Source organism: Marinobacter sediminicola, assembly GCF_031157525.1.
Lineage (GTDB): Bacteria > Pseudomonadota > Gammaproteobacteria > Pseudomonadales > Oleiphilaceae > Marinobacter > Marinobacter sediminicola.
The window spans coordinates 163,979-189,413 of record NZ_JAVIXR010000008.1; the positions used below are offsets into that span (position 1 = coordinate 163,979).

24 protein-coding genes are annotated in these 25,435 nt (G+C 54.9%); 11 read left to right on the top strand and 13 right to left on the bottom strand.

What is annotated here, in order from left to right; genetic code table 11:
- Positions 1–25: 25 nt before the first annotated feature.
- The 4 genes from cmoB to RG807_RS12655 are packed head-to-tail and all read right to left on the bottom strand — an operon-like array spanning position 26 to position 3,158.
- Positions 26–1,018, bottom strand: coding sequence for a tRNA 5-methoxyuridine(34)/uridine 5-oxyacetic acid(34) synthase CmoB (gene cmoB, locus RG807_RS12640; RefSeq protein ID WP_309045198.1), 993 nt, complete (start codon positions 1,016–1,018; stop codon positions 26–28).
- A 24-nt stretch (positions 1,019–1,042) separates the two neighbouring features.
- Positions 1,043–1,798: a carboxy-S-adenosyl-L-methionine synthase CmoA gene (cmoA, locus tag RG807_RS12645; RefSeq protein ID WP_309045199.1), complete on the bottom strand. Its 756-nt coding sequence runs from the start codon at positions 1,796–1,798 to the stop codon at positions 1,043–1,045.
- Complete coding sequence (locus tag RG807_RS12650) at positions 1,791–2,126, bottom strand: PA3694 family proteiin (RefSeq protein WP_309045200.1); 336 nt, start codon at positions 2,124–2,126, stop codon at positions 1,791–1,793. Before RG807_RS12650 ends, cmoA begins: the two co-directional genes overlap by 8 nt.
- A gap of 30 nt (positions 2,127–2,156) precedes the next feature.
- Entirely contained in the window at positions 2,157–3,158 is a 1,002-nt protein-coding gene (locus RG807_RS12655) for a serine/threonine protein kinase (RefSeq protein WP_309045201.1), read from the bottom strand.
- A gap of 21 nt (positions 3,159–3,179) precedes the next feature.
- On the opposite strand from RG807_RS12655, the gene RG807_RS12660 reads away from it, so the two are divergent.
- Positions 3,180–4,442, top strand: coding sequence for an NAD(P)/FAD-dependent oxidoreductase (locus RG807_RS12660; protein WP_353962128.1), 1,263 nt, complete (start codon positions 3,180–3,182; stop codon positions 4,440–4,442).
- 13 nt (positions 4,443–4,455) lie between these two features.
- On the opposite strand, the gene RG807_RS12665 is transcribed toward RG807_RS12660, so the two are convergent.
- Positions 4,456–5,016, bottom strand: a complete 561-nt coding sequence (locus tag RG807_RS12665; protein ID WP_309045203.1) for a ComF family protein — start codon at positions 5,014–5,016, stop codon at positions 4,456–4,458.
- A 224-nt stretch (positions 5,017–5,240) separates the two neighbouring features.
- Here RG807_RS12665 and bioB point away from each other — a divergent pair, with 224 nt between their 5' ends.
- The 9 genes from bioB to RG807_RS12710 all read left to right on the top strand — a co-directional run bounded on the left by bioB (position 5,241) and on the right by RG807_RS12710 (position 15,157).
- The gene (bioB, locus tag RG807_RS12670; protein ID WP_309045204.1) at positions 5,241–6,299 is read left to right on the top strand and encodes a biotin synthase BioB; all 1,059 of its coding nucleotides are present in this window, start codon (positions 5,241–5,243) and stop codon (positions 6,297–6,299) included.
- A 206-nt stretch (positions 6,300–6,505) separates the two neighbouring features.
- Positions 6,506–7,681, top strand: coding sequence for an 8-amino-7-oxononanoate synthase (bioF, locus tag RG807_RS12675; protein ID WP_309045205.1), 1,176 nt, complete (start codon positions 6,506–6,508; stop codon positions 7,679–7,681).
- Positions 7,678–8,427 carry an alpha/beta fold hydrolase gene (locus tag RG807_RS12680; protein WP_309045206.1) on the top strand — a complete coding sequence of 250 codons (750 nt, stop codon included), beginning with the start codon at positions 7,678–7,680 and terminating at the stop codon, positions 8,425–8,427. Before bioF ends, RG807_RS12680 begins: the two co-directional genes overlap by 4 nt.
- Entirely contained in the window at positions 8,424–9,260 is an 837-nt protein-coding gene (gene bioC / locus RG807_RS12685) for a malonyl-ACP O-methyltransferase BioC (RefSeq protein WP_309045207.1), read from the top strand. The genes RG807_RS12680 and bioC overlap by 4 nt, the downstream gene beginning before the upstream one ends.
- Before the next feature lie 21 nt (positions 9,261–9,281).
- Complete coding sequence (bioD, locus tag RG807_RS12690) at positions 9,282–9,974, top strand: dethiobiotin synthase (RefSeq protein WP_309045208.1); 693 nt, start codon at positions 9,282–9,284, stop codon at positions 9,972–9,974.
- Between the two features lie 51 nt (positions 9,975–10,025).
- On the top strand, positions 10,026–10,271 hold the full coding sequence (locus RG807_RS12695; protein WP_309045209.1) for a flagellar biosynthesis protein FlgE: 246 nt from the start codon (positions 10,026–10,028) through the stop codon (positions 10,269–10,271).
- Positions 10,272–10,282: 11 nt separating this feature from the next.
- Complete coding sequence (locus RG807_RS12700; RefSeq protein ID WP_309045210.1) at positions 10,283–11,110, top strand: putative metalloprotease CJM1_0395 family protein; 828 nt, start codon at positions 10,283–10,285, stop codon at positions 11,108–11,110.
- A gap of 319 nt (positions 11,111–11,429) precedes the next feature.
- Positions 11,430–13,229, top strand: coding sequence for an acyl-CoA dehydrogenase C-terminal domain-containing protein (locus tag RG807_RS12705; protein WP_309045211.1), 1,800 nt, complete (start codon positions 11,430–11,432; stop codon positions 13,227–13,229).
- Between the two features lie 131 nt (positions 13,230–13,360).
- Positions 13,361–15,157, top strand: a complete 1,797-nt coding sequence (locus tag RG807_RS12710) for an acyl-CoA dehydrogenase C-terminal domain-containing protein (protein ID WP_309045212.1) — start codon at positions 13,361–13,363, stop codon at positions 15,155–15,157.
- Positions 15,158–15,241: 84 nt separating this feature from the next.
- Here RG807_RS12710 and RG807_RS12715 read toward each other — a convergent pair whose 3' ends face one another.
- The 4 genes from RG807_RS12715 to leuS all read right to left on the bottom strand — a co-directional run bounded on the left by RG807_RS12715 (position 15,242) and on the right by leuS (position 20,264).
- A complete protein-coding gene (locus tag RG807_RS12715; protein WP_309045213.1) occupies positions 15,242–15,877 on the bottom strand; it encodes an endonuclease in 636 nt (211 codons plus the stop codon).
- 208 nt (positions 15,878–16,085) lie between these two features.
- Positions 16,086–17,093, bottom strand: a complete 1,008-nt coding sequence (gene holA / locus RG807_RS12720) for a DNA polymerase III subunit delta (RefSeq protein ID WP_309045214.1) — start codon at positions 17,091–17,093, stop codon at positions 16,086–16,088.
- Positions 17,090–17,677 (bottom strand): LPS-assembly lipoprotein LptE, encoded by a 588-nt coding sequence (locus RG807_RS12725; RefSeq protein WP_309045215.1) that lies wholly within the window; start codon positions 17,675–17,677, stop codon positions 17,090–17,092. Before RG807_RS12725 ends, holA begins: the two co-directional genes overlap by 4 nt.
- Position 17,678: 1 nt before the next feature.
- Positions 17,679–20,264: a leucine--tRNA ligase gene (leuS, locus tag RG807_RS12730; protein WP_309045222.1), complete on the bottom strand. Its 2,586-nt coding sequence runs from the start codon at positions 20,262–20,264 to the stop codon at positions 17,679–17,681.
- Positions 20,265–20,550: 286 nt separating this feature from the next.
- Between leuS and RG807_RS12735 the strand changes: the two genes are divergently transcribed.
- Entirely contained in the window at positions 20,551–21,099 is a 549-nt protein-coding gene (locus RG807_RS12735; protein WP_309045216.1) for a zinc ribbon-containing protein, read from the top strand.
- Between the two features lie 175 nt (positions 21,100–21,274).
- Here RG807_RS12735 and lnt read toward each other — a convergent pair whose 3' ends face one another.
- From lnt to RG807_RS12755, 4 genes are read right to left on the bottom strand one after another with little or no spacing between them, the layout of a single operon-like run.
- Entirely contained in the window at positions 21,275–22,825 is a 1,551-nt protein-coding gene (lnt, locus tag RG807_RS12740) for an apolipoprotein N-acyltransferase (RefSeq protein ID WP_309045217.1), read from the bottom strand.
- The gene (locus RG807_RS12745) at positions 22,815–23,663 is read right to left on the bottom strand and encodes a CorC family transporter (RefSeq protein ID WP_298448303.1); all 849 of its coding nucleotides are present in this window, start codon (positions 23,661–23,663) and stop codon (positions 22,815–22,817) included. The genes lnt and RG807_RS12745 overlap by 11 nt, the downstream gene beginning before the upstream one ends.
- Positions 23,660–24,133 carry an rRNA maturation RNase YbeY gene (ybeY, locus tag RG807_RS12750; protein WP_309045218.1) on the bottom strand — a complete coding sequence of 158 codons (474 nt, stop codon included), beginning with the start codon at positions 24,131–24,133 and terminating at the stop codon, positions 23,660–23,662. The genes RG807_RS12745 and ybeY overlap by 4 nt, the downstream gene beginning before the upstream one ends.
- Positions 24,130–25,125, bottom strand: a complete 996-nt coding sequence (locus RG807_RS12755; RefSeq protein ID WP_309045219.1) for a PhoH family protein — start codon at positions 25,123–25,125, stop codon at positions 24,130–24,132. The genes ybeY and RG807_RS12755 overlap by 4 nt, the downstream gene beginning before the upstream one ends.
- Positions 25,126–25,435 lie beyond the last annotated feature (310 nt).

The following is a 25,435-nucleotide window of genomic DNA, read 5'->3' on the forward strand; positions in this document are numbered from 1 at the left end:
CTCTAATGGTACGGCGGTTTTTTTATCAGGGTTTTTCGGCAACGATGGTGGCGCGCTTGGGGCCGGGATAACCTTCAATGGTTCTTGTGGGGTCGTCCGGATCGAGAAAATCCTGGAGCGAGTTGAAGCGCATCCAGTCTGTGCTTCTTTGTTCATCGGTGGTGGTCTCAGACACATCTACAACCCGGGCGTTACGAAAGCCGGTGCGGTCGAGCCACCGAAGCAAGGTGTCGCAGCTTGGTAAAAACCACACGTTACGCATCTGCCCATAGCGGTCTTCGGGCATCAGGCTATAGCCTTCAGGGCCATCCACAACCAGAGTTTCCAACACCAGTTCACCACCCTGTCTCAGCGTACCTTTAAGCTCCAGAAGATGGTCGAGCGGCGAGCGGCGATGGTAGAGAACGCCCATGGAGAAGGTGGTGTCAAAGCTTTCAAGCCCTTCCGGCAGGTCTTCCATACGTATAGGTAGAAGATCGATGGGGGCTTCGCCCACGTAGCGTTTCACGCTGAGGAACTGGAACATGAATAGAAGCCCTGGATCGATACCGATCACACGCTTTGCACCTTCACCCAGCATGCGCCAGCAGTGATAGCCTGAGCCACAGCCAACATCGAGAATGCGCCGCCCGGAAAGGTCTGAAATATAGGGTGAAACCCTGTCCCACTTCCAGTCAGAGCGCCATTCGGTGTCGATATGAGTGCCGAAGAAGTCGAACGGCCCTTTGCGCCAGGGCATAAGGCCCCGCAGGCCGCTCTCCAGCGCTTGTTGTTGGCTTGGATTCAGGCTCACGGGGGACTCGATGGTAATCGCAGAGGAGTTAAGTTCGACGGCTGCACCGGAGACATCAGGAAGGTTGTCCATCGCCGACTGCCAGCGCCCGAGATCGCCGTGGGGGGTGTCGTCAAAACGTTGGGTCAGCTGAGCCTGGATAATCTCTGCCCAATTGCTTTCGCCACTACTTTTCAGCTCTGCAAGCAGCTGCCCGAAATAGCTGCGCCAGTCAAAATGCGCCATGATCTGTTTGTCCTGCGGGTTTGTTCAGTCGGCCTTGATGGCCAGCATGGATACGAAGTTAAAGCACTGGTACCAGATCATTACGCGATCAAAGCCCGACTCCTTCAGGCGCTGCGTGTGGGCGCTCAGTGTTTCCGGAATCAGAACCTGTTCAATCGCACTGCGTTTCTGGCTTATTTCCAGATCGGAATAGCCGTTGGCGCGCTTGAACTCGTGGTGCAGGCGGGTTTGAGTGTCTTGTTCTTCTTCTGATTCAAAACGAATTTTTTCCGAGAGAATCAGCACTCCGCCGGGGCGTGTGGCTTTCGCGATACGGCTTAAAAGGGCGCTGCGCTCTTCGGGAGGGACAAATTGCAGCGTGAAATTTAGAGTCGTAACAGAGGCGTCTGACAGTTCAGTATTCTGAATGTTTTCGCAGCGAAGGCTCACGGGGAGTGAGTGATCGTCGAGCGCGATATAGTGCTCGCAGCGCTCGATCATGGCAGCGGAATTATCAATGCCCACCAGAGCGCAGTCGCCAAAAGGTATGCCGTGACGCATAGCCAGTGTTGAAGCGCCAAGGGAGCAGCCCAGGTCGTAGCAGTTGGAGCCGGCTTGTGCGTACTGTTCGGTAATGACTTCTATCATCGGGATGATGGTGGTGTAGCCAGGTACCGATCGCCGGATCATATCCGGGAAAACGCGGGCTACTGCAGCATCAAAACGAAAATCCTCCGGTTGCCGCTCTGTTGCGAAGAGGCGATCCGTGAGGGATTGTGTTGGTCGGTCGGACTTACTCATTGCCCACCTCCGGGGCTGGCGAAGAGCAGCGCACGCCGCGCTTCTTGTAATCCACAAGGATGCCGCGGAAAGTCGGGTCAGTGTCAGCTGCGATAGCCATGTAGCCATTCTCGCAAACTGCGTGGAGCTCCGAGGACTTCGGGGACATGCGGAACGTTTCGCCCGGCTTTATATGAATCGCCTGGAATTCCCCCAGTGGTACATGATCCTTGTTGTCCGAATGCGTGATTTTTCCGCTTAGTTCCAGCACCAATACGGTGCCGACAATTGCGATCAGGGCGGTCACTAAAAGACTGCGGATACTGTAGTTGGCCTCGTTCTGGCTCATGCCTACCTCGTTTTGAATGTGAGTGAGTGGTCAGTACTGACCGGGGAGTGTAATGGAGGGCGCCTGCAGTGCTCCCAACTGTTCTCTCAAGGACAAGATCTGATCTGACCAGAATCTGGGCTGGCCAAACCAGGGGAAAAAGCGTGGAAATGCGGGGTCGTTCCAGCGTTTCGCAAGCCAGGCGCAGTGGCTGATCTGGCGATAGCACCGCAAAGGCTCAACAAGGTGTCGTTCTCGCCGATTGAAATCGCGGAAGGTTTCATAGCCTTCCAGTAATTCGCCCAGTTGGGCACCGCGCTCGTGATCATCGCCGTTAAGAAGCAGCCACATATCCTGCATGGCGGGCCCAGCGCGACAGTCGTCCAGGTCCACAAACAGCATCTGCTCGTCCCTGCACAATATGTTTCCGGCATGGCAATCGCCGTGCAGGCGAATAGTTTCAACCTCACCGGCATCTTCAATTCGGGCGCGGCAGTATGTCAGCAGGTCTGGAATCAGGCTATCCCAGGCGGGCCTGAGGTCCTTCGGGATCCAGTCTCCTTCCAGTAAGAGTTGGTTGCTTGTCTCAATGCCATCCATGGGCGATAAGGCCACGCGATGACGAAAGGGCTTGAGAGCCCCGATGTTGTGAATCTGCCCCAGCCACTGTCCCAGCCTGTACAGGGTGTCGGTAACACTGGTGTCTGGCGCCTGCCCGCCCCGCTGGTTAAACGCGGCAAACATGAAATCACCGTGCTTTCCGAGTGTGTCACCGGAAGGCATCACCAGTGGTGCCACAACGGGAATATCGGCGGCCAGCAGTTCACGGGTAAACTCGTGCTCTTCCCGCACCTGCTCCTCGGTCCAGCGGCCTGGGCGATAGAACTTGGCGATCACCGGAGCGCCTTCATCCAGTCCCACCTGATACACCCGGTTTTCATAGCTGTTCAAGGCAAATAGACGACCGCTGACTGCGAAACCGGCATCCTCCATCGCATCCAGAATGGCATCCGGGGTCAAGGCATCGTATGGATGGGCTGAAACGTTCATCATAAGGCGAGGCCATGCTGGTAAATGTTGGGCCCAAGTATACCTGCTTGGAAGCGCTCCCGTAATGCGAGTGCGGGATGTTCCTATGGGTTCCGGCATGGCAAAGATTGGGTTAACGTAAACGGTCTCGGTTCCCATTTTCGGGACAGGTTAATTTACAGGCAGCAGGGGCAGTCGGTGGAAAGCGATCTTCTGGAAGTGGATACCCTGGTTGTCGGGGCTGGAGTGGTTGGCCTCGCGGTGGGCAGAGCTATGGCGCAAGTCGGGCACGAGGTGATTGTGCTGGAGGCGGGAGATCATTTTGGTGAAGGTATCTCGTCTCGTAATAGTGAAGTCATTCACGCAGGAATCTACTACCCGGACAACTCCCTCAAAGCCCGGCTTTGTGTTGAAGGTCGGCGTCAGTTGTACCAATACTGCGAGAGCCATAAAGTCGGGTATCAAAAATGCGGCAAGTGGATTGTTGCTACCAGTGAGGCGCAAAATACCGGGCTTGAAAATATTCAAGCTCAGGCGTTAGCCAACTGTGTTCCTTTGGAGTTGTTTGACGGTCCCACCGTTGCTCGGCGGTTGCCTGAAGTTTGCGTCAGTGCCGGGCTCTGGTCGCCGGAAACCGGCATAGTTGACACCCACGGCCTGATGCTTGCACTGTTGGGTGAGTTGGAAGATGCGGGTGGCTCGCTGGTGCTACGTTCGCCGGTTGAGCGCATAGAGTCAGGGGGCGGAACGCATGTTTTATGGGTTGGCGGTGCTGAGCCATTAAGGGTCAGGGCGCGCAATCTTGTAAATGCCGCTGGCTTGGGTGCGGTGCCATTGACCCGGAACTGGGTAGGGCTTCCCGATGTGCAGAAGCCCTCGCAATGGTTCGCCCGGGGAGTCTATTTTAGTTACGGCGGTCGTCACCCATTCAAAAACCTGATTTATCCGGTTCCGGAACCGGGTGGGCTGGGTGTTCATCTCACCCTCGATCTTGCCGGTCAGGCGCGCTTTGGCCCGGATGTGGAATGGATAGAGAGGGAGGATTACGGGGTTGATCCTGAACGGGTTCATTCCTTTGTGTCGGGTATCCGGAAGTGGTGGCCCGGCCTTGAATCAGCGCGTCTTCAGCCAGCGTATGCGGGGATCCGGCCAAAGCTGAAAGATGCGGGGGGCGGCTTTTTTGATTTCCGGATTGATGGCCCGCAGGAGCATGGTGTTCCAGGGCTGGTAAACCTGTTTGGTATCGAGTCGCCTGGCCTGACATCCTGTTTGGCCATTGCGGGTTTGGTGAGGGACAAACTGGCGTAACAGCGAGGAAATTTTACCCCGGCGTTCTGGCCAGAGCCCAAACCTGAATCTCTTTTGCGCCTGCGTCCTGCAGAGCAGACGCGAGTATTCTTACGGTTGCTCCGGTCGTCACCACGTCATCCACAATGGCAATCCGTTCTGGTACCTTCGCACACACCTCAAATACGCCGCGTAAATTTTGCAGTCTGGCTTCTCTGCTCAGACCGCGCTGAGCCTGCACTTTTCGAACCCTGCGGACAATCCCTGCATCAACCGGAATATCCAGAGCATCCCCCAGCCGTTCGGCTATATCCCGGGCCTGATTGAACCCGCGCTCACGACGGCGCGCATAAATCATGGGTGAGGGAATGAGCACCTGCGGTTTTTCATGGGTTTGATCCCGGAATGTCGATTCGAGGTGGGCCGTAAGGCCTGCAATCAGAGGTCGGGCAAACTTATGCTGCCGGTTGTATTTGTATCGGCTGATCATGCCGTCGACCGGATACTGGTAGCGCCAGGGTATAAATGAGCGATCGAAGGGCGGCGGTGATATCAGGCAGTGGCCGCAAGCCAGCTCATTGGCGACGTGCGACATTGGTAGGGCACAGCAGCGACAGTGCCACCGGTTAACCGGAAGATCGGCCTGGCAAAATTCGCATAAACCATTGTTGGCATTAGAAGAAAGGCAGCCGACACAGTCGCCTTTGCTTTTCTCGCTGTTAACCAGTTTGGAATTTAAGGTTGACAGCCAGCTCAGTCCCTTTATCATCTGATTCATCCGTAAACCCAGAGACCGAAAAAGGTTAACAGGACTTCTGCATGACTGCCACCGCATTACGTCACGATTGGACGCTTCAGGAAGCACGCTCACTTTTCGAGCTTCCGTTTAATGACTTGTTGTTCCGTGCTCAGTCGGTTCACCGGCAGAACTTTGATCCCAATGAGGTGCAGGTAAGCACTCTGCTTTCTATCAAGACAGGCGCATGCCCGGAGGATTGCAAGTACTGCCCTCAGAGCGGTCACTACAACACCGGGCTGGAAAAGGAAAAGCTGCTGGAGCTTGAGAAGGTGGTTGCAGAGGCCAGGGCTGCGCGGGAAAAAGGCGCATCACGCTTTTGCATGGGCGCTGCATGGCGTAGCCCAACGGCGAAGGATATGCCGTATGTTCTGGATATGGTGCGGGAGGTGAAGTCGCTGGGCCTCGAGACCTGCATGACGCTGGGCATGTTGAAGCCTGAGCAGGCGGCAGAGCTGGCTGAGGCCGGTCTGGATTACTACAACCATAACCTGGATACATCCGAGAAGTACTACAGCCATATTATTACTACTCGTACCTATCAGGATCGCCTGGATACGTTGGAAAACGTGCGTAATGCCGGTATGAAGGTGTGCTGTGGCGGCATTATGGGTATGGGGGAAGATGAGGATGATCGGGTGGGCATGCTGGTTCAACTGGCCAACCTTCCGCAGCACCCTGAAAGTGTGCCGGTGAATATGCTGGTGAAGGTGAAGGGAACTCCCATGGAGAATGTGGAAGATCTGGATCCGTTTGAGTTTATTCGTGTGCTTGCGGTTGCTCGTATCATGATGCCGGCGTCTCATGTGCGTTTGTCAGCGGGTCGGGAGACGATGAATGAGCAGATGCAGGCGCTGTGTTTTCTGGCTGGAGCGAATTCGATTTTTTATGGCGAGAAGTTGTTGACGACTTCGAATCCGGAGGCGGATGCGGATATGGCGTTGTTCCGCCGGTTGGGTATTCGGCCTGAGAAGCGGGAACAGTGTGCTTCTGAGGAGCAGGATGAGGAGGCGATTGTCGACGCTTTGGAGTATGAGGCTAATCGGCATTTGTTTTATGACGCTACTCGGGAAATTGCTTAAACAAACACCGAGTAGGCGGCGGGTGGGGGCTTCTTCTCGGGATACGCTACGAGCACATCCATGTGCGCTTGTTTCGGGCCGTCCTTGGCCCTCTACAATCCCGAGAAGAAGCCCCCACCCGCCGCTCATAGTCCTCAGTTGCCTACCGCTCAATCATTTCCAGGCCAATAAATATTTACGTTGGTCATTTTTCTGGATGCTTATTTGTGCGTGACTTCACCGCTGAACTGGAACAACGAAAACAGGCTGGGCTATATAGAACGCGCCGGCATATTTCCGGCCCTCAGCAGCCGGTTTTAACTGCTGATGGTAAGCGGTTACTTTCGTTTTGCAGCAACGACTACCTTGGCCTTGCTAATCATCCTTCCAATCTTGAAGCCCTCAGAGATGCCTTGCCCAAAACAGGGCTGGGCGGTGCGGCTTCGCATCTGGTTTGTGGGCACCATGAGGCGCATCACTTTTTGGAAGAGCGTCTTGCGGCGTTTACCGGGCGAAGTTCCGCGTTGTTTTTCTCTACCGGTTATATGGCCAATCTGGGTGTGATTTCTGCGTTGGTGGGGCGTGGGGATACGGTTTTTTCGGATCGTCTGAATCATGCCTCCATTATTGATGGCTGTATTCTGAGCCGGGCGAAGGTGCGTCGGTATGGCCATGGGGATGTAGGGTCGCTTGCGGCCATGCTGGCTGAGACGTCGGGCCACAAGCTGGTGGTAACAGACGGTGTGTTCAGTATGGATGGCGATGTGGCGCCGCTGCGGGAACTGGCGGCGGTGTGTCGCGAGCACGGTGCGTTGCTGGTGGTGGATGATGCTCACGGTTTTGGTGTGCTTGGACCGCGCGGGCAGGGGAGTGTGGCGGAGTTTGGTTTGTCTGAGGAAAATGTGCCGGTTCTTATTGGCACTTTGGGCAAGGCCGCCGGTACCAGTGGGGCGTTTGTGGCGGGGCCTGGGGTGTTGATGGACTATTTGGTGCAGAAGGCTCGTACCTATATTTACACCACGGCCATGCCTCCGGCGCTTGCGCTCGCTACTTGTAACAGTATTGATTTAATAGAACAGGATGATAAGCGGCGAATTCATTTGCAGGGTCTGATTGACCGGTTCCGATGTGAAGCCAAAGCTTTGGGCTATTCGCTTATGTCCTCTCGCACGCCTATTCAGCCCATTATGGTGGGTGATAACTGGGCTGCTCTGGCGCTGAGCCGGGCGCTTGAAGAACGGGGGTTGCTGGTGACCGCCATTCGTCCGCCAACGGTGCCAGCCGGTGAGGCGAGGTTGCGGGTTACCTTTAGCGCGGCTCATTCCCATGAGGATCTGGACAGCTTGATGCAGGCGCTGGCGGATTGTCGGCACCTGTTGGCTGGCGAGGGTGTTGCGGTATGAGTTTTCCGCGAGAGGGCGGGCGCCTTGTTGTCGTTGGGGGCTGGGGCGTGCGTGCAGAGATGCTGGAAGATCTGTACCGGTCCTGGCCGGGCAGGGTTGAGGTGGTGTCGCTGGATGATGATCTTGTAACACGCTGCGATTCTGTGGCGGATGTGGCCGACGTGCTTTTACAGCGGTATCCTGGGCCCTCTGTCTGGATGGGGTGGTCTCTCGGTGCGCAGGTTGTTATGGCGGCCGCGAGTCGGAACGCGAAGGCAGTTTCTGCTGCGATCACACTTGCGGGTTTTCCCAAGTTTATTGCTGATGAACGCTGGCTTAACGGCATGTCTGAAGAAGAGTTTGGGGTGTTCAGCCGAGGCTTGAGTCGTGAAACTGAACGCTATTGGATGCATTTTCTGCTGCTGATGATAAATGGCTCAGCAAGCGCTTTGGCGGAGCGCCAGCGGCTTAAACCCTGGCTTGGTCAGGGCGCCCCCGTATCGTCACCAAATCTGGTTAAGAGTCTTCGCTGGTTGGAGCGAAGCGATCAGCGTCTGTTGTGGTCCCAAGTGAATGTTCCTGTTCTTCATATAACTGGTGCCTGCGACCAGGTGGTGGCGACCTGGGTTGGCGCTTTGGAAACTCAGCCATCTTCCATTGAAATCAGCATTCCCGGCATGGCTCACTGGCCGGGCGGTGTGTTTGCAGATGAGTGCATAGCGGTAATTGAGCGGTTTCTTGGGTCTTCCACTGGTATGGCGTCATGAGCTCTCTTGCGGTGAATGCTTCCTGTCCGGCAAGTAAGAGGGATATAGCTCGGGAGTTCGGCAAGGCTCGAGCCACCTATGAGAGTGCGTCCCGGTTGCAACGGCTTATGGGCAACGAGATGCTCGAGCGGCTGGAAGGCCAAGCTGATCCAGATTGCGCCCGTGTTCTGGATCTTGGCTGCGGCACCGGTTGGTTTACCCGCATGTTGGCCAATCTCATGCCCCCGGGGAGTGTGACAGGCATGGATCTTTCGCCCGGCATGGTAGAGCACGCGATTGCACACAGCGCCCCTAACACTGCGTGGATAGTTGCAGATGCCGAGGCTATTCCGTTGCCTGACCAAAGCTGTGATCTGATTTTCAGCAATCTCATGATCCAGTGGTGTGCGACACCAGCAAAAGTTCTGCAGGAGTGTCGGCGGGTGCTCAGGCCCGGCGGTAAATTGATGATCTCAACGCTTCTGGAGGGGACCTTGAGGGAGCTGGATCAAGCCTGGCAGAAAGCGGACCCCGGACAGAGTCATATCAACCGGTTTGAGACGGAAGCGGCGTTCAAACGCGCAGTGCTGGATGAGTTGCCTGGGGCGCATGTTGAAACGCGTACTTTGCTATTACCCTATGCTTCTCCCCTCACTCTCGCCGCGGAGCTGAAGCAGTTGGGTGCGGGCTACAAACATGCCGGCAGGCGGCAAACGGCTACAGCGCCAAGCCGATTTCGCGCCATGTGCCAGCATTACCCCACAGCTCCAGAAGGCGGTGTTATCGCAAGTTATGAGGCGGCCTGGGTCTACTGGTCATGCCCTGATTCCGATAGCAAAACACTGATTGATTAAAGGGTAGGTTGACTGGCTTTTATGGCTAAAAAAACATTTTTTGTGACAGGTACAGATACCGGCGTTGGCAAGACCATGGTGTCTGCAGCAATTCTGGAAGCCGCGAAAGCGACCGGCAAGCGCACCCTGGGTATGAAGCCCATTGCCTCGGGCTGTGATAACACGCTTGAGGGGTTGCGAAATGACGATGCGCTGATGCTCCAGCGTGCGGCCACGGAATCTCTCGCTTACGATCTTGTAAACCCTATCGCTCTGGAACCGGCCATTGCGCCCCATGTCGCAGCTGTGCAAGCCGGGCGAGCTGTAACCGCTGCACGGTTGATTGGCTTTTGTCGTGGCATGCAGATGCGGCCCGCGGATCTTTTGCTTATTGAAGGTGCGGGTGGATGGCGAGTGCCGCTGAACGATCGGGAAGTATACTCTGCCGTGCCTCGTGAACTGGGGGTGCCGGTAATTCTGGTGGTTTCGCTTAAGCTGGGGTGTATTAATCATGCCTTGTTAACGGCAGAAGCAATTCTTAACGATGGCTTGGTGTTGGCAGGGTGGGTAGCTAACCGCACCGAATCTGCAGCAATGAGTTGTGAGCAGGAAACCCTGGACTATTTGAAGGGGCAGCTCCCAACCCCTTGCCTTGGGGTCATGCCCTGGTTCGAGGATGTCGATCCCAAAACCTTGAGCGCCTACCTCAATACTAATTCATTGTTTGAAAATTGATCAACAATATGCCCTAATAGTGTCAATTAATGGTCACCGGAAACTGCAGTTATGATCAATAATACACTCGCAATTGGCATGCAAGGTATTCAGGACGGCATGTACGGCATGGAAAATGCCGCCCGCAAAATTGCCCGTGCGGGTGCGGATGGCCCTCAAGGTAGCGCCGAAACCGGAAGCAGCCTGATTGAGCCGATCATCGACCTGAAACTCTATGAGCGTAGCGTAGAGGCGTCGGCACAGGTGGTAAAAGTTGCCGATGAAACCCTTGGTACGTTGCTCGACATAATGGTCTGAGCGCTGATTCGGTGAGCCCACTTTCTCCACTCCCCCCTTTATCAACCTACTCTCCCAAGAGTGGCGCTGGCAGTCCTCCGGCCACTGAATCGTCTGGCCCTCTATCGAGCCCGACCAATAATCCTCTGGCCCCGGCCGTCCGTGAATCGCGCAACACTGGCAGTGCGAATGGTGAAGTGCCGGCAGAAACGGGCAGCCAAGCCGTTCGTGCTGCAGATGAAAATGAGGCTGCGGGCGCAAACCGCAAGTCTGTAGAAGCGGATGCCACGGATAAAAAAGTCGGCGGTCTGGATGAGGCGGAGCTGAAGGAACTTACCGAGCTCAAAGCCCGGGATCGCGAAGTGCGTGCCCATGAAGCTGCGCATCAGGCAGTGGGTGGCCAGTATGCGGGTGCGATATCACTTTCCTATCAGCGAGGGCCCGATGGTGCCCAATACGCGGTGGGTGGCGAAGTGTCGATTGATATGTCACCCGTCAACGGCGATCCTCAGGCAACCATCGAAAAAATGCGGGTGGTGCGCTCAGCGGCCATGGCGCCGGCAGAACCTTCCGGTCAGGATCGCGCTGTGGCCGCTCAAGCCATGCAGGTTATGCTGCAGGCCCAGTCCGAGCTAGCCCTGGAGCAGAAATCCTCTGACTCCAATGCAGATAAGCCGGCGGCTGCGAGTGAAGGTGACGCAGCATCATCTGGTGCCGAGCAGGGTGAGCGCTCTCAGAGTGGCGCTGATCAGCCATTGCCCAGATCTGCGCAGCAGGCCAGGAATTCCTATCAGAATATTGCAGCATTTGGGCCAGAGTCGGCCTCCTCAGGGGATGGGTTTCTACCCATTTCAGTCTGAATTTATCATCTGTTAGCCTGCTATTTACTTGAGCCTCTCCCGTTACAAATCCATAAATGCCTGAATCGATTTGAGTGCTGGCTAACCGCTGGTGCCCGCTGGGTTTTCAGGTTTGGGTTGAGCCGCTGAAGAGTGCGCTGGTGACCAAAATCTACACAAATTATTCGCCCGGCTATTGACAATTCTGTGCCTCTAAACGTATGTTTCAAACAAGTGTTTAATTAATGCTGCAGCGCACCCTGTTGCAGTGTCTGAGCAAACCCAAGGCCGCGAGCTGTTATTACTTTTTCAGCCAAGACCGAAAACCGAGGTGGTTTAAATGCCTGAGTACAAAGCGCCCCTGCGTGATATCAAATTCGTAATGAACGAGCTGCTCGACAGCGAGGCCCACTACGCCAATCTGGAAGGCGCTGAAGACGCAACTCCGGATATGGTTGATGCCATCATCCAGGAAGGTGCAAAGTTTGCTGAGCAGGTACTGTCACCGCTGAATCCGGTAGGCGACAGAGAAGGCTGCACATGGAGCGAAGACGGCGTTAAAACACCGGCTGGCTTTAAAGAAGCTTACGACCAGTATGTTGAAGGTGGCTGGCCGTCACTGGCAGCTGATCCCAACTACGGTGGTCAAGGCCTGCCAGACTCGCTGGGTATTGTGATGAGCGAGCTGAATGGCACCGCCAACTGGTCCTGGGGTATGTACCCTGGCCTGAGCCACGGCGCCATCAACACTGTGGAAGCGCATGGTACTGAAGAGCAGAAGCAAACTTATCTTACCAAAATGATTAGTGGTGAGTGGACAGGTACCATGTGTCTGACCGAAGCCCACTGCGGCTCGGATCTGGGCACCCTGCGTACCAAGGCAGAGCCTAATGCAGACGGCTCTTACAGCATTACCGGCACCAAGATTTTCATCTCGGCCGGTGAACACGACATGACCGACAATATCATTCACATCGTTCTGGCTCGTCTGCCGGGCGCACCTGAAGGTACCAAGGGCATCTCCTTGTTTATCGTACCCAAGTGCCTGCCTGCTGCAGACGGATCTGCTGGTGAGCGTAACGCCGTTTCCTGTGGCTCTATTGAGCACAAAATGGGTATCCACGGCAATGCTACCTGTGTGATGAACTTCGATGGCGCCAAAGGCTGGCTGATCGGGCCTGAGAACCGCGGTCTGAACTGCATGTTCACCTTCATGAACGTGGCCCGTATCGGTACTGCTATTCAGGGCCTGGGTGCTGCAGAAATGGGCTTCCAGGGATCGCTGGCATACGCCAAAGATCGTCTGGCCATGCGCTCACTGAGTGGTCCAAAAAATCCGGAAGGCTATGCCGACCCGATTATTGTGCACCCGGATGTGCGACGCATGCTGCTGACACAGAAAGCCGTTGCAGAAGGCGCCCGTGCACTGATCTATCTGACTGCACAGAAGGCGGATCTCGTTGGACGTGGTAAAACAGACGAAGAGCGCAAAGAAGCAGACGAAGCGCTGGGCTTCCTGACTCCGATCGCTAAGGCGTTCCTGACCGAGATCGGTTATGAAGCGGCCAACCTGGGTATGCAGGTGTTTGGTGGTCACGGCTACATCTCCGAGTGGGGTATGGAGCAGAACGTACGTGATGCTCGTATTGGTATGATCTACGAGGGTACTACCGGTATCCAGGCGCTGGATCTGCTGGGTCGTAAGGTTCTGATGACTCAGGGCGAGTCGCTGAAAGGCTTCACCAAGCAAGTTCACACCTTCTGCAAGGAAAATGCCGACAACGAGCAGCTGAAGCAGTTCGTAGAGCCGCTTGCGGCGCTGAACAAAGAGTGGGGCGATCTGACCATGAAAGTGGGCATGACCGCCATGAAGAATCGTGAAGAAGTGGGTGCTGCCTCTGTTGATTATCTGATGTACTCCGGTTATGCAGTCTTTGCATATCTGTGGGCGCGCATGGCCAAGCTTGCGCAGGATAAGCTGGATGCCGGCACAAGCGAAGAGGCCTTCTATAAGGCCAAACTGCAGACTGCACGCTTCTACTTCACCCGCATGCTGCCGCGTACCAAGACTCACGCAGTAACCATGCTGGCAGGGGCTGATACTCTGCTGGATATGCCGGAAGAATCCTTCTCGTTCTGATTTATTCGAGCGATTAAGGTTAACCGGTAAGAGAAAGCCCGCGCTCCCAGGAGCCGGGCTTTTTTCATGAGTTGCAGGTGGTTTTAAGGTAGAATACCTGCCAGATTTTTTGTGGAACCTGGAGAGTTTACATGGCCGATTATCAGGCGCCTTTGCGCGACATGCGATTTATTCTGAACGAAGTTTTTGACGCACCTGCACTCTGGGCATCCCTGCCCAAAGTTGCTGAGAACGTAGATCCGGACACCGCCGATGCGATTCTGGAAGAAGCCGGAAAAATCACCAGCGGCGTACTTGCTCCTCTGAATCGTGAAGCAGATGAGCAGGGCAGCCAGTGGAATGACGGTGAAGTGACCTCGCCGGATGGCTTTAAAGAAGCCTACCAGACAATCGTTGAAGGTGGCTGGAATGGCCTTGGTGGCAATCCTGAGTTTGGTGGCATGGGCATGCCTAAAACTCTGGTGGCACAGTTTGAGGAAATGATGCAGGGCGCTAACATGTCCTTCGGCTTGGCACCTATGCTGACAGCGGGGGCTTGCCTTGCGCTGGATGCACACGGCAGTCAGGAGCTGAAAGAAAAGTACTTGCCCAATATGTATTCAGGTGTATGGGCGGGCGCCATGGACCTCACAGAGCCTCACGCAGGAACCGATCTCGGCATTATTCGAACCAAAGCTGAACCGAACGACGACGGTTCGTTTAATGTGACTGGCACCAAGATCTTTATTACTTGGGGCGAGCACGACATGGCGGAGAATATCATTCACCTGGTACTGGCGAAGCTGCCGGGCGCCCCAAAAGGTCCAAAGGGTATTTCCCTGCTGTTGGTTCCCAAGTTCATGGTGAACGACGACGGTTCCTTGGGTGAGCGCAACAGCTTCAGCTGTGGCTCCATCGAGAAGAAGATGGGTATCAAAGCCTCCGCAACCTGCGTGATGAACTATGACGGAGCAAAAGGCTGGCTTGTAGGTGAGGAGAACAAAGGTCTGAACGCCATGTTCACCATGATGAACTACGAGCGTTTGGGCGTGGGCATCCAGGGTATTGGTGCAGCGGAAGCTTCCCTGCAGAACGCTGTGGAATATGCCAAGGATCGCATCCAGAGCCGCGCACCTACCGGAGCACAGCAGCCGGAAAAAGCAGCAGACCCGATTCTGGTACATCCGGACGTGCGGCGCATGTTGCTCACCATGAAAAGCTATGTTGAAGGCGGCCGTGCTTTTTCTACCTACGTGGCGCAGTGGCTGGACATTTCCAAGTATGCCGATGCTGCAGAAGTAGATCGTCGCAAGCATGCAGAGGGTATGGTTGCCCTGCTGACTCCGGTTGCAAAAGCGTTCCTGACCGACCGTGGTCTGGAAGCCTGTATCCTGGGCCAGCAAGTATTTGGTGGGCATGGCTTTATTCGTGAATGGGGTCAGGAGCAATTGGTTCGTGACTGCCGGATTACCCAGATCTACGAAGGCACTAACGGTATCCAGGCACTAGACCTGATGGGTCGTAAGGTGGTTGGTAGCCAGGGTAAGCTCTATGAACTGTTTGCAGAAGATGTGGCCAGCTTCATCGAAGAGAACAGTGGTGAGGAAAGTCTGCGCCTTTATCTGGAACCACTTGCAGCGGCGTTCGAGCGTTTGTCTGACGTAACTGAGCACGTCATCAAGCAGGCATCAGATAATCCTGACGCCGTTGGCGCTGCCTCTGTTGACTATCTCGACCTGTTCGGGATGACTGCTGTGGGTTATATGTGGGCGCGTATTGTGAAGGCCGCAGCGCCGAAAGCCAGCGATGACACGTCCGGCTTTTATAGTGGCAAGCTGAAAACTGCGCGCTTCTATTATGATCGTCTGTTGCCGAAGACTGTTTCTCTTGCGGAAAGTATTCGCAGCGGAAGTGACTCTATGATGGCGCATACCGCCGATGAGTTCTGATTGCTGATGGCAAGAAGATGAGGCGCCACTTTAGGTGAGCGCCTTCCGGTGAATAAAAAAAGCAGGCCCCAGGGCCTGCTTTTTTTATAGGCGCTCCATTCGGCTTGGGTCGGTAATATAAGGATTCTCATTACCCTGAATCTCTGCCACCCGCTTATGCCGGGAGAGTTCCCTGTCATCCGGTGGGTCGGATCGGTTCCAGCCTTGAAATACCTGGGGCGATCCTAACCAGGGAAGGCCGTAGGTGCCAACCATGTAACCCATGCTCCGAGCGACATCGCCTTTCACTTTTGGAGGTGGCTCAAAGAGGATGCTGCTTTCCCGAATGCCACAATCATCTGCCTTGATCAATGCGCCCAGTTCCTCGTAGCGGGCATTGCGGCGCCGGAGTTCTGTGCGGTTGCGCACGGGAATCATGTTGTGAAGGTCGGAGGCAATCTGTCGGTATCGGTTATCTTGTTCGCATTGGCGAGTTGTACCGCAAGACAAAGCGTTCCGTATATCTGCGAGCGGGTATATATAGCCCTGAGTGAGCATAAAACCTTTGGTGGCGAACTGCTCGTCGCAGAAGAATGATTTGCCGCCATCTGCGTACAAATTACCCCAGAATTGTTCCTCAATGACGGTCTTCGGGTCACTGAAGCGGGTGTTCTGACCAATAACGAAGGTTGCGGTCAGCAGGAGCACGGATGTGCTAAGAAGAAGAAAAATCTTTTTCATATATCATTCATACCTCGCAGTGTCTGTAAGCGTGTTTTTGTAAAATTTATGACGCTCAGCTCACTTATATAGGATTATGACATAACTGCCTTTAGCACAAGGGGCCTTACCGTAAACAATTGTAGCCATGTGTTAACGGCTTAACACTTTCAGGGGGGGTTGGCGAGTTCTTTGGTGTCTTGATCGCCGAGATGTACTTACGTGTCCATCAGGCTCTGGCGCTCAAAAGTGCAGACATGTCGCGCAGGTAATGCCAAGGGGAAAGTTCGTCATAGCCTTTTGCAGCGCGATCGATCTGGCTACATAGTTTCAGGGCTTCATGCAACTGCAAGGGATTTAATCGTCTGGCTGCCTGCTCCAACGCCCGGGCTCGCTGTGGCTGAAATACGCCACGCTTCTTAAAGAACGATGAGGGGGTTTCAGATCGGTTCTCACCGGTCTTCAATTCGAGCAGCAGGTTGAGGTCGCGAGTCAATACCGCCAGCAGGCCCAGAGGGTTTTCGCCTTCCTGCTGCAGAACACCGATTACCTTGCCAGCGTGGGCGGCGCGGCCAGTGAGGAGTTCGGTTACCAGTTCAAATCCGTTAAAGCGGGAGCTGTCCTGAACGGCTCGTTCTATTGTTTCTTCATCAATAGTGTCGCCATTGGTCAGGAGGGCTAGCCGGTCGAGCTCCTGACTGGCGGCTAGCAGGTTACCCTCGAGCCTTTCCGCCAGCATTGAAAGGGCTCCGCGGGTCAGGCTCAGCCCCTGTTTTTTTGCTCGCTGCTGCAGCCATCCCGGGAACTTGTCGGCGTCCACTGGCCATACCGGCACATGGACTCCTGTGGATTGAAGTTCTTTGTACCATTTTCGCCGGGTTTCTGCGGCGTCCAGGCGGGTGCTGATCAGCAGGACGATAATATCTTCGGGCGGCTGAGCAAGAACCTGTTCCAGAACCGCGCGGCCATCTCCCAGCTTTCCCGTGGGCAGTCGAATTTCGATTCGACGCCGATCAGAGAACAGTGACATGGCACTGAATTCATCGGCTACCATGTTCCAGTCGAGTTGCTGGTCAGCGTGGAAGGTCAGGCGATCGATGAAGCCGGCTTCTTTGGCTGCACTTCGGATCTGATCACAACATTCCTGTACCAGCAAGGGCTCGTCTCCGGAAACCAGATAAACCGGTGCCAGGCCTTTCTGGAGCAATTGTGGTAGTTGGCCCGGATTGGTTTTCATGGTTTGGCAGATTGCGAGTCGGGCGGAGTATCGGTGCTCTGATGATTACTCCGAATTTCCTGTAGCCGCTTTTCGGTAATCGGCGCAAGGCGGAAAATAATCTGTTGAGCCAAACGATCGCTCAGCTGTTGCTGCAGGTTTTCCTCCTCTCGCTGTTTGGCAAGCACGTTCGTTTCGTCGTACCTGTAACTCTCAGTCGTTGTGAGCCGAGTACTGGCGATGATCGGAATGCCGTCTTTGCTGACCAATTCGAGGTCGACGGACTGCCTGAGGGTATATTCTGCAGCTGCGGCCTGAACGGTGATTGCTGTGGCGCGGCGGTCCTGCGCAAAGTCACGGATTCTGAGCCGGTAATTTGCGTTCTGCTCTGTCGCGAGTTCCACTCCGCCCAGTTCAAGCTGCTCCCGTACAGACTGACAAAGCGAGGTAGGCACCGGCGTTTGGCAAACCAGTTCAAGAGGCTCTAGCGCTGATGAAACTGGCGGAGCACCCCGCAGATGAAAGCCACAGGCACTCAGGCTGGTAGCCACAACGAGTGTGGCAATCAGCTTGATAGTGTCTGGCTGCAGGGTGCGGAGCCTCATGTCAATTAGCGACCACGTTGACTAGCTTGCCTGGCACAACAATAACCTTGCGAACTGTCGCGCCTTCGATAAAACGAATAACATTTTCGTTGTTTAGTGCCTCGGTTTCCAGATCAGCCGAGTTGATGTCTGCGGGCACGTCGATTTTGGCGCGTACTTTTCCGTTAACCTGCAGTACCACCTGAATCTGGCTGCGAACCATGGCCGATTCATCGGCGACCGGCCAGGGCGCATCAACAACCGGATTGCTGTGGCCCAACGCGTACCAAAGGGTGTGGCAGACATGAGGCACGATCGGCGCCAGCATCACCACGGCTGCTTCCAGGGCTTCCTGACGAACAGCGCGGGTTTGTGGCTCGTCATTGTTGAGACGGCTAACATCGTTAAGCAGTTCCATCACTGCCGCGATAGCGGTGTTAAACGTCAGGCGGCGGCTGATATCGTCGCTCACCTTGGTAATGGTTTCATGGGTTTTGCGGCGCAAGTCTTTCTGGGCGTCATTCAGGGCGCTCAGGTCCATTGCAGGCGCGGCCCCACCTGCAACTTGTTCGTTCACCAGGCGCCATAGGCGCTTGAGGAAACGGTGAGCGCCATCTACAGCGCTGTCTGACCACTCAAGAGACTGTTCAGGCGGAGCTGCAAACATCATGAAAAGGCGGACTGTGTCAGCGCCATGGGCATCAATAATGGATTGTGGGTCGATGCCGTTGTTCTTCGATTTGGACATCTTGGTTACGCCACCGGCGATAACAGGTTGTCCATCTTCCTTGTGTACCGCGCCAATGGCGTGGCCTTTGTCATCCCGTTCTACAACGACGTCTGCCGGGGCAATCCAGATCTTGCCGCCCTTATCGTCTTCACGATAGTAAGTGTCTGCCAACACCATACCTTGGGTCAGCAACCGCTTGAAAGGCTCTGAACTGTTTACCAGGCCAACATCCCGCAGGAGCTTGTGGAAGAAACGCGCGTACAGCAGGTGAAGGATGGCGTGTTCTATACCGCCGATATATTGATCGACCGGCAGCCAGTAGTTTGCCGCAGCCGGGTCCAGCATGCCTTTATCGTAATTCGGGCTGCAGAAGCGGGCGTAATACCAGGACGACTCCATGAAGGTGTCAAAAGTGTCGGTTTCGCGGGTGGCCGGCTGGCCTTCAAAACTGGTTTTGGCCCATTCGGGATCTGCTTTGATCGGAGATTGTACGCCGGTCATTTCGACGTCTTCGGGTAGCCGGACAGGCAACTGGTCGTCCGGAACCGGGTGCTGGGAGCCGTCCGCCAGTGTAACCATGGGAATAGGCGCCCCCCAGTAGCGCTGGCGCGATACGCCCCAGTCGCGTAGACGGTAGTTGATGGTACGCTTGCCGATCCCCGTCTGTTCGAGATGATCCGCAATGGCCTCGAAGGCCTCATCACTGGTCAACCCGCTGTATTTACCCGAGGACACGAGCACGCCTTTTTCCGTGAATGCCTGTTCCTGTACATCAATGTCAGGTTTGTCACTTGCGGAAATAACCTGCTTGATTGGCAGGCGATACTTCAGTGCAAACTCATGGTCACGCTCGTCGTGGCCAGGTACGGCCATCAGGGCGCCGGTACCATAATCAGTGAGCACAAAGTTGGCCACCCACACTGGAATATCTTCCTGGGTCAGGGGGTGCACGACCTTGAAACCTGTGTCTATACCCTTTTTCTCCATGGTCGCCATATCGGCTTCTGCAGTCTTGCTGTTGCGACACTCATCCACAAAACGTGCAACGTCCGGATGACGCTCAGCAGCTGCTTTTGCGAGCGGGTGCTCAGCGGCGATCGCCATGTAGGTGACCCCCATCAGGGTGTCCGGGCGGGTGGTGTATACCGTCAAACCTTCGTCGCCGTCTTTTAGCGGGAAGGTAAGCTCAGTGCCAACAGACTTGCCGATCCAGTTTCGCTGCATGGTCTTGACCTGTTCGGGCCAGCCATCCATATCGTCCATGTCGTTCAGCAGTTCTTCGGCATAATCGGTAATGCGGATAAACCACTGGGGTATGGCTTTCTTTTCCACCAGCGCACCGGAGCGCCAACCGCGACCATCAACCACCTGCTCGTTGGCGAGAACGGTCTGATCCACCGGGTCCCAATTCACGGTGGACATTTTCTTGTACACCAGGCCTTTTTCGTAAAGGCGAGCGAAGAACCACTGTTCCCAGCGATAATAATCCGGCTTGCAGGTCGCCAGTTCGCGGCTCCAGTCGTAGCCAAAGCCCAGCTGTTTGAGCTGGTTCTTCATGTATTCGATGTTGGCGTAAGTCCACTTGGCCGGTGCCGTCTTGTTGGCAATGGCTGCGTTCTCTGCAGGGAGACCAAACGCGTCCCAGCCCATGGGCTGCATAACGTTCTTGCCTTGCATGCGCTGGTAGCGGGAAATTACGTCGCCGATGGTGTAGTTGCGTACGTGCCCCATGTGCAGCTTGCCGCTGGGGTAGGGGAACATGGACAGGCAGTAGTATTTGGGTTTGTCCGGATCTTCCCTGACTTCAAAGGTTTTGTTCTCGTCCCAGAAGGTGCGCGCATTGTGTTCAACGTCACGGGGATTGTAGTGCTCGTCCATACCTGCCATTACCAAAGTTACCCTGTATCAAAATGATGTGCGGAGCGGCCGGACATTCTAACGCACACAAGGCGTAACAGGTAGTCCGTCATGGTATGGCCTAGAGCCTTGGAGCTGTCGCATGTGGCCGGAACAGCTCCCAGGATACGCCGCAAGTACGTCCATGTAGGCTCGGCTCCGCCATCCATGGCTCCGCACGATCCCGGGAGCTGTTCCGGCCACATGCTTGTCGGGCTGCAGGCGATGGCCCACAATGAGCTTATGGCATCCATAAAAGGAAAACGTGATGACAGCGCCGGAAAGAAACCACCTCTCAGGAAAAGCTCTCGAGGTATACGACCGCATGCTCGAGCGGGTGCAGACCCGTTTAAAGGCAATACAGGAAACCTCACTGGATACCCTGGAAGAGGAGGTGGAGAAGGCAATTGAGGTTGAGCAAGAACTGGAGGAAATGACCAAGGACGAGATAAGCCTCCTTGGCACCTACCTTCAGAGAGATCTGGAGCATCTCCTGAGCTTTGTAGATGAAACAGGCGAGGGGCTTGCGGAATGGTTGCAGCTCGATATGTCATTGCTGGAACAGCAATTGACCGAGCGCTTGTTGTCGGTTGCCGACCAAACATTGGTAGATACCTTGGCACTGCGACAGAAACTCGAAAGCCGTGAAGCGGGGCAATACATTGCGGGTGAAGTAGCAACTGCAGGCATGTTCCAGTGCTTGAATTGTGAGCACATGCTGTGCCTCACATCGACCAGCCATCTGGAACCCTGTGAAGCCTGTGGTTCGCAATACTACAAGCGGGTTACCAGTCACTGGCCGAGAAAAGAGAGCTGATTCGAGGCTCTTGGGTGAGCTGTTGGGGAAGACTCCTCCAGAGTTCGGGTGGTCGTGGCAGGGACGGTGTTCAAAACCGTGCGGAGCCATGGATGGCGGAGCCGAGCGTACAGGGAGGTATTTACAGCGTGTTTTGAACACCGTCCCTGCCACGGCCGCTTTCGCCAAAGTGCAGTCAGTTCTTAGGAATAACCCTCTCCCGCACAAACACAATTAAAATCAACGCCAGCGTCAGAACCGGCCAGGAAGCCGCAACCATGTACGGCGTGCTACCACTGGCCTTGAACACCTCACCAGTCAGAACCGCCCGCTCAAACTGCGGAATGCGCGCCGTAATCTGCCCCTTGTGATCAATAATCGCCGTAACCCCATTGTTGGTCCCGCGAATCATATAACGTCCGGTTTCCAAAGCCCGCATGCGCGCAATCTGCAAATGCTGCAACGGCCCCACAGAATCCCCGAACCAACCATCGTTACTGATCGTCAGCAACAAATCCGAATTCACCGCATTGCGAGCAAGAAAGTCCGGGTAGGCTACTTCATAACAAATAAATGGCATCACCTTTGTGCCATTGGCGTTCAGAGGGGACTGGTTCTTCGGGCCACGGGTAAAGCTCGACATGGGCAAATCAAAAAAGCCGATCAGCCCCCGAAGAACACCCTCAAGGGGAACATACTCCCCAAAGGGCACAAGCTTCTGCTTGTGATAAATGCCCTCGCCATTGCCCATGGCCATAATGCTGTTGTGGTAAGTGAAGCCGTCCGCGCGCTCGCTGAAACCATACCAGGGAATACCTGTTATCAGCGTGCTATTGTCACCGAGGTTGCCCTCAATATGATCAATAATCTTCCCTGCTTGATCCTGAGGAATGGGGATTGCCGTCTCCGGCCAAAGAATCAGATCGGTATCCCAGTAGGGCTCAGTCATACCTAAGTAAGCCACAATCTGGTCTTTCAAAAATTCCGGGTCCCACTTGATCAACTGCGGGATATTGCCCTGCATGGCCGCCACAGATGTTGGTTCTGTGCTGATGTCTGTCCAGTCAACCCGGTTCAGTGACGGGGCTGTCAGCCACGGGATCAGCGTTACAACAGCAACAATGCCGGCGCTGGTATGGCGCTGCCTGGTTAATAGCCAGCCTGCAGCAAAAATAGCGGCGCCGCTGGCAGTGATCAAAAAGGTAAGGCCGTGAACACCTATTATCGGCGCCAGCCCTGCCAGAGGTCCATCAGTATGGGCAGTGCCAAGATAGAGCCATGGGAAGCCAGTTAGCAGCCATCCGCGAAGCCAGTCCCCAAGAATCCAGATAGCGGGGAACAGAATGAGGCGCCGTATGGCACTGACCTTCGCCAGCTTACCCCAAAACCAGAATGCGATACCTGGAAAAAGAGCCAGCACTGCCACAAAGGCAGCAGTGAGCAAAACTGAAACCGGTATGGAGGTGTTGCCGAATTCGCTGATGCTGATGTAAACCCAAGTGGCACCCGAGCCAAACAGGCCCAAGCCCACCAGTAACCCCGCAAAGAAAAGCTGTTTGGCCGGCAGTGGAATGCAGGCCAGCAAAATCAGAAATGCGGAAATTGGCCCGAGCCACCAGAAGTGGAAAGGCGAGAAGGTCAGCGTTTGCAACGCGCCGGCAACCAAAAGGGTTGCCGCGCTAAACCAGCGGTTGGAAAGCAATGACAGTGCTGGGGCAGTAGAGGGTGTTAAATGCTCATGGCTCACTACGGGTTACCTGTAACAGACGGATGACACGGTTATCGGCGTTGGCTATGGTAAAGCGCAAGCCGCCAAATTCAACCGTTTCGCCTCGTCTGGGCAGGTGACCGAATTCCTTTAGAACGACGCCGCCAATGGTATCGAACTCTTCTTCATCGAAACCTGTGCTAAAAAATTCATTGAAATCGTCGACTGGCGTTACTGCCTTCACGGCATGGGAGCCATCCCCTCTGGCTTTGATATGGGTCTCTTCGTCGAAATCGTGTTCGTCTTCAATTTCCCCGACGATCTGCTCGAGTACGTCTTCAATGGTTACCAGGCCTGCTGTGCCACCGTATTCATCCACGACGATAGCCATGTGATTACGGTTTTCCTTGAACTGTTTAAGCAACTGGTTCAGGCGCTTACTTTCCGGGACAAACGTAGGCGGGCGAAGAAGCTCGCGAACATGAGACCAGTCCATATCATCATCAAGGGCCAGCGGCAGAAGATCTTTGGCGAGAAGAACACCAATGACATCATCCTGGCTGTCGCCAATCACAGGAAAGCGGCTGTGTGCAGATCGGATGATTTCACCCAGATATTCTTTCGGATCCTGAGATGCGCGAACGGTGACCATCTGGGAGCGTGGGATCATGATCTCATCCACCCGCATGTCTACCACTTGCATGGCGCCTTCGATGATGCTCATGGCATCTACGTCGATTATGCCCTCAGATTCGGCACTTCTTAAGATTTCCAGCACGTCCTCGATAGATTCTGGCTCGCTGGAGAAAGCATGTGATATACGCTCCAGCCAAGACTTGCTTGAGCCTTGACTGTGACTCGACTGGTCGTCGCTCATGAGTCTTTTACCGTTTCCTCTGCTTCGTAGGGATTGCCGAACCCAAACTGCGCCAGCAATCGAATTTCCAGGGCCTCCATGGCCTCTGCGTCTTCGTCGTCAATATGGTCATAGCCTTGAAGGTGCAACATGCCGTGTACCACCATGTGAGCCCAGTGGGTAGACGGTTCTTTGTGTTGCTCCAGGGCCTCATTTTCAACGACCGGGGCGCAAATAACGAGATCTCCTGCTAATGGCACCGTTATACCGGCTGGCGCTTCAAATGGAAAGGACAACACATTCGTGGGTTTGTCCTTTCCCCGATACTGGTGGTTCAGTGCCTGGCTTTCCTCGGTATCGACAATACGAATCGTGACCTCGGATGGCTGCTCCCCCAGCCAGGCGGCCTGAGCCCATGCCTGAAACCGGGATTCCTTAGGTACACCGGGCCCATCGAACACGTTTTGGAAATCAACCGTCAGCTCGTTCACTGTGTACGGTGGCTCCCTTTGCTGTTGCCTTCATCAAGTGAATCGTAAGCTTCCACGATCCGCTGAACCAGTGGGTGGCGGACAACATCTTTGGCTTCAAAGCGCGTAAAGCTGATGCCGGTAACGTTTCTCAAAACGCCTGCGGCATGAATCAGCCCTGAGTTCTGGCCGCGGGGCAAATCCACTTGTGTGGTATCGCCAGTAATCACGGCTGTGGAACCAAATCCAATTCGCGTCAGGAACATTTTCATCTGCTCGCGAGTGGTGTTCTGGCTTTCATCGAGAATGATAAACGAGTTGTTCAGGGTGCGGCCACGCATGAAGGCCAGTGGTGCAATCTCGATCACGCTTTTCTCTATCAGCCGTGTGACATTCTCAAACCCGAGCATTTCATAAAGTGCGTCGTACAGCGGGCGTAGGTACGGGTCCACCTTTTGCGCGAGATCGCCGGGCAGAAAGCCGAGCTTCTCGCCCGCTTCAACCGCCGGGCGAACCAGAAGAATCCGCTTCACTTGCTCGTCTTTCAGGGCTTCTACTGCGCAGGCTACGGCAAGCCAGGTTTTACCTGTACCGGCGGGCCCAATACCAAAGTTAATGTCGTGGGAGCGAATGCTGTGCACATACTTCTGCTGATTCCCACCGCGAGGTTTGGCTGTGAGCTTCGGGGTTTTGATGAGGGTGACTGAGCCGTCGAACGGAATCTCTTCTGGCAGTCTCTCAAGCCCGGTTTCCCGGATGTACAGGTGCACGGTATCCGGAGAAATATCGTCGGTCGCCTCGGTTTCCCGGTAGAGGTGTCTGATCACTTCCACAGCAGCGGCGACGTTTTCAGTAGCACCTTCAACCCGGAAGTGATGGCCTCGGCGGGTGACGGATACTAGCAGGCGCCGTTCGATGTGTTTCAAATTCTCATCAAACTGTCCGCACAGGGTGGTGAGCCTGCGCTGGTCTGCCGGGTGTAGATCGAATTGTCTGGAATCGTTGGTGTTCAAATTTTCTCCGTTTTACTCTCGTTTACTTTACGGGAGTACGTATGGCTGGCTTTGGTGCTTTCGGGGCGGAGCAGGAGCCCCTATTCAAACTATGTGCTGCCCGAAAATATAAAAACAAGTGATTGGTAGCAATTTGATGATTTGGCTGTTTAAACCTGAAGCCGGGTCAAATGCGTTGAAAATAATATTGCATGCTGTGCCGAGCTTTGCAGAGAGCGGTGGTGGCTTCCTCCCAAAAATGTCTGCGGCCAAGGATGGCCGCAGTCAAGCCCACATGGATGTGCTCGTAGCGGTTTTTGGGAGGAAGCCA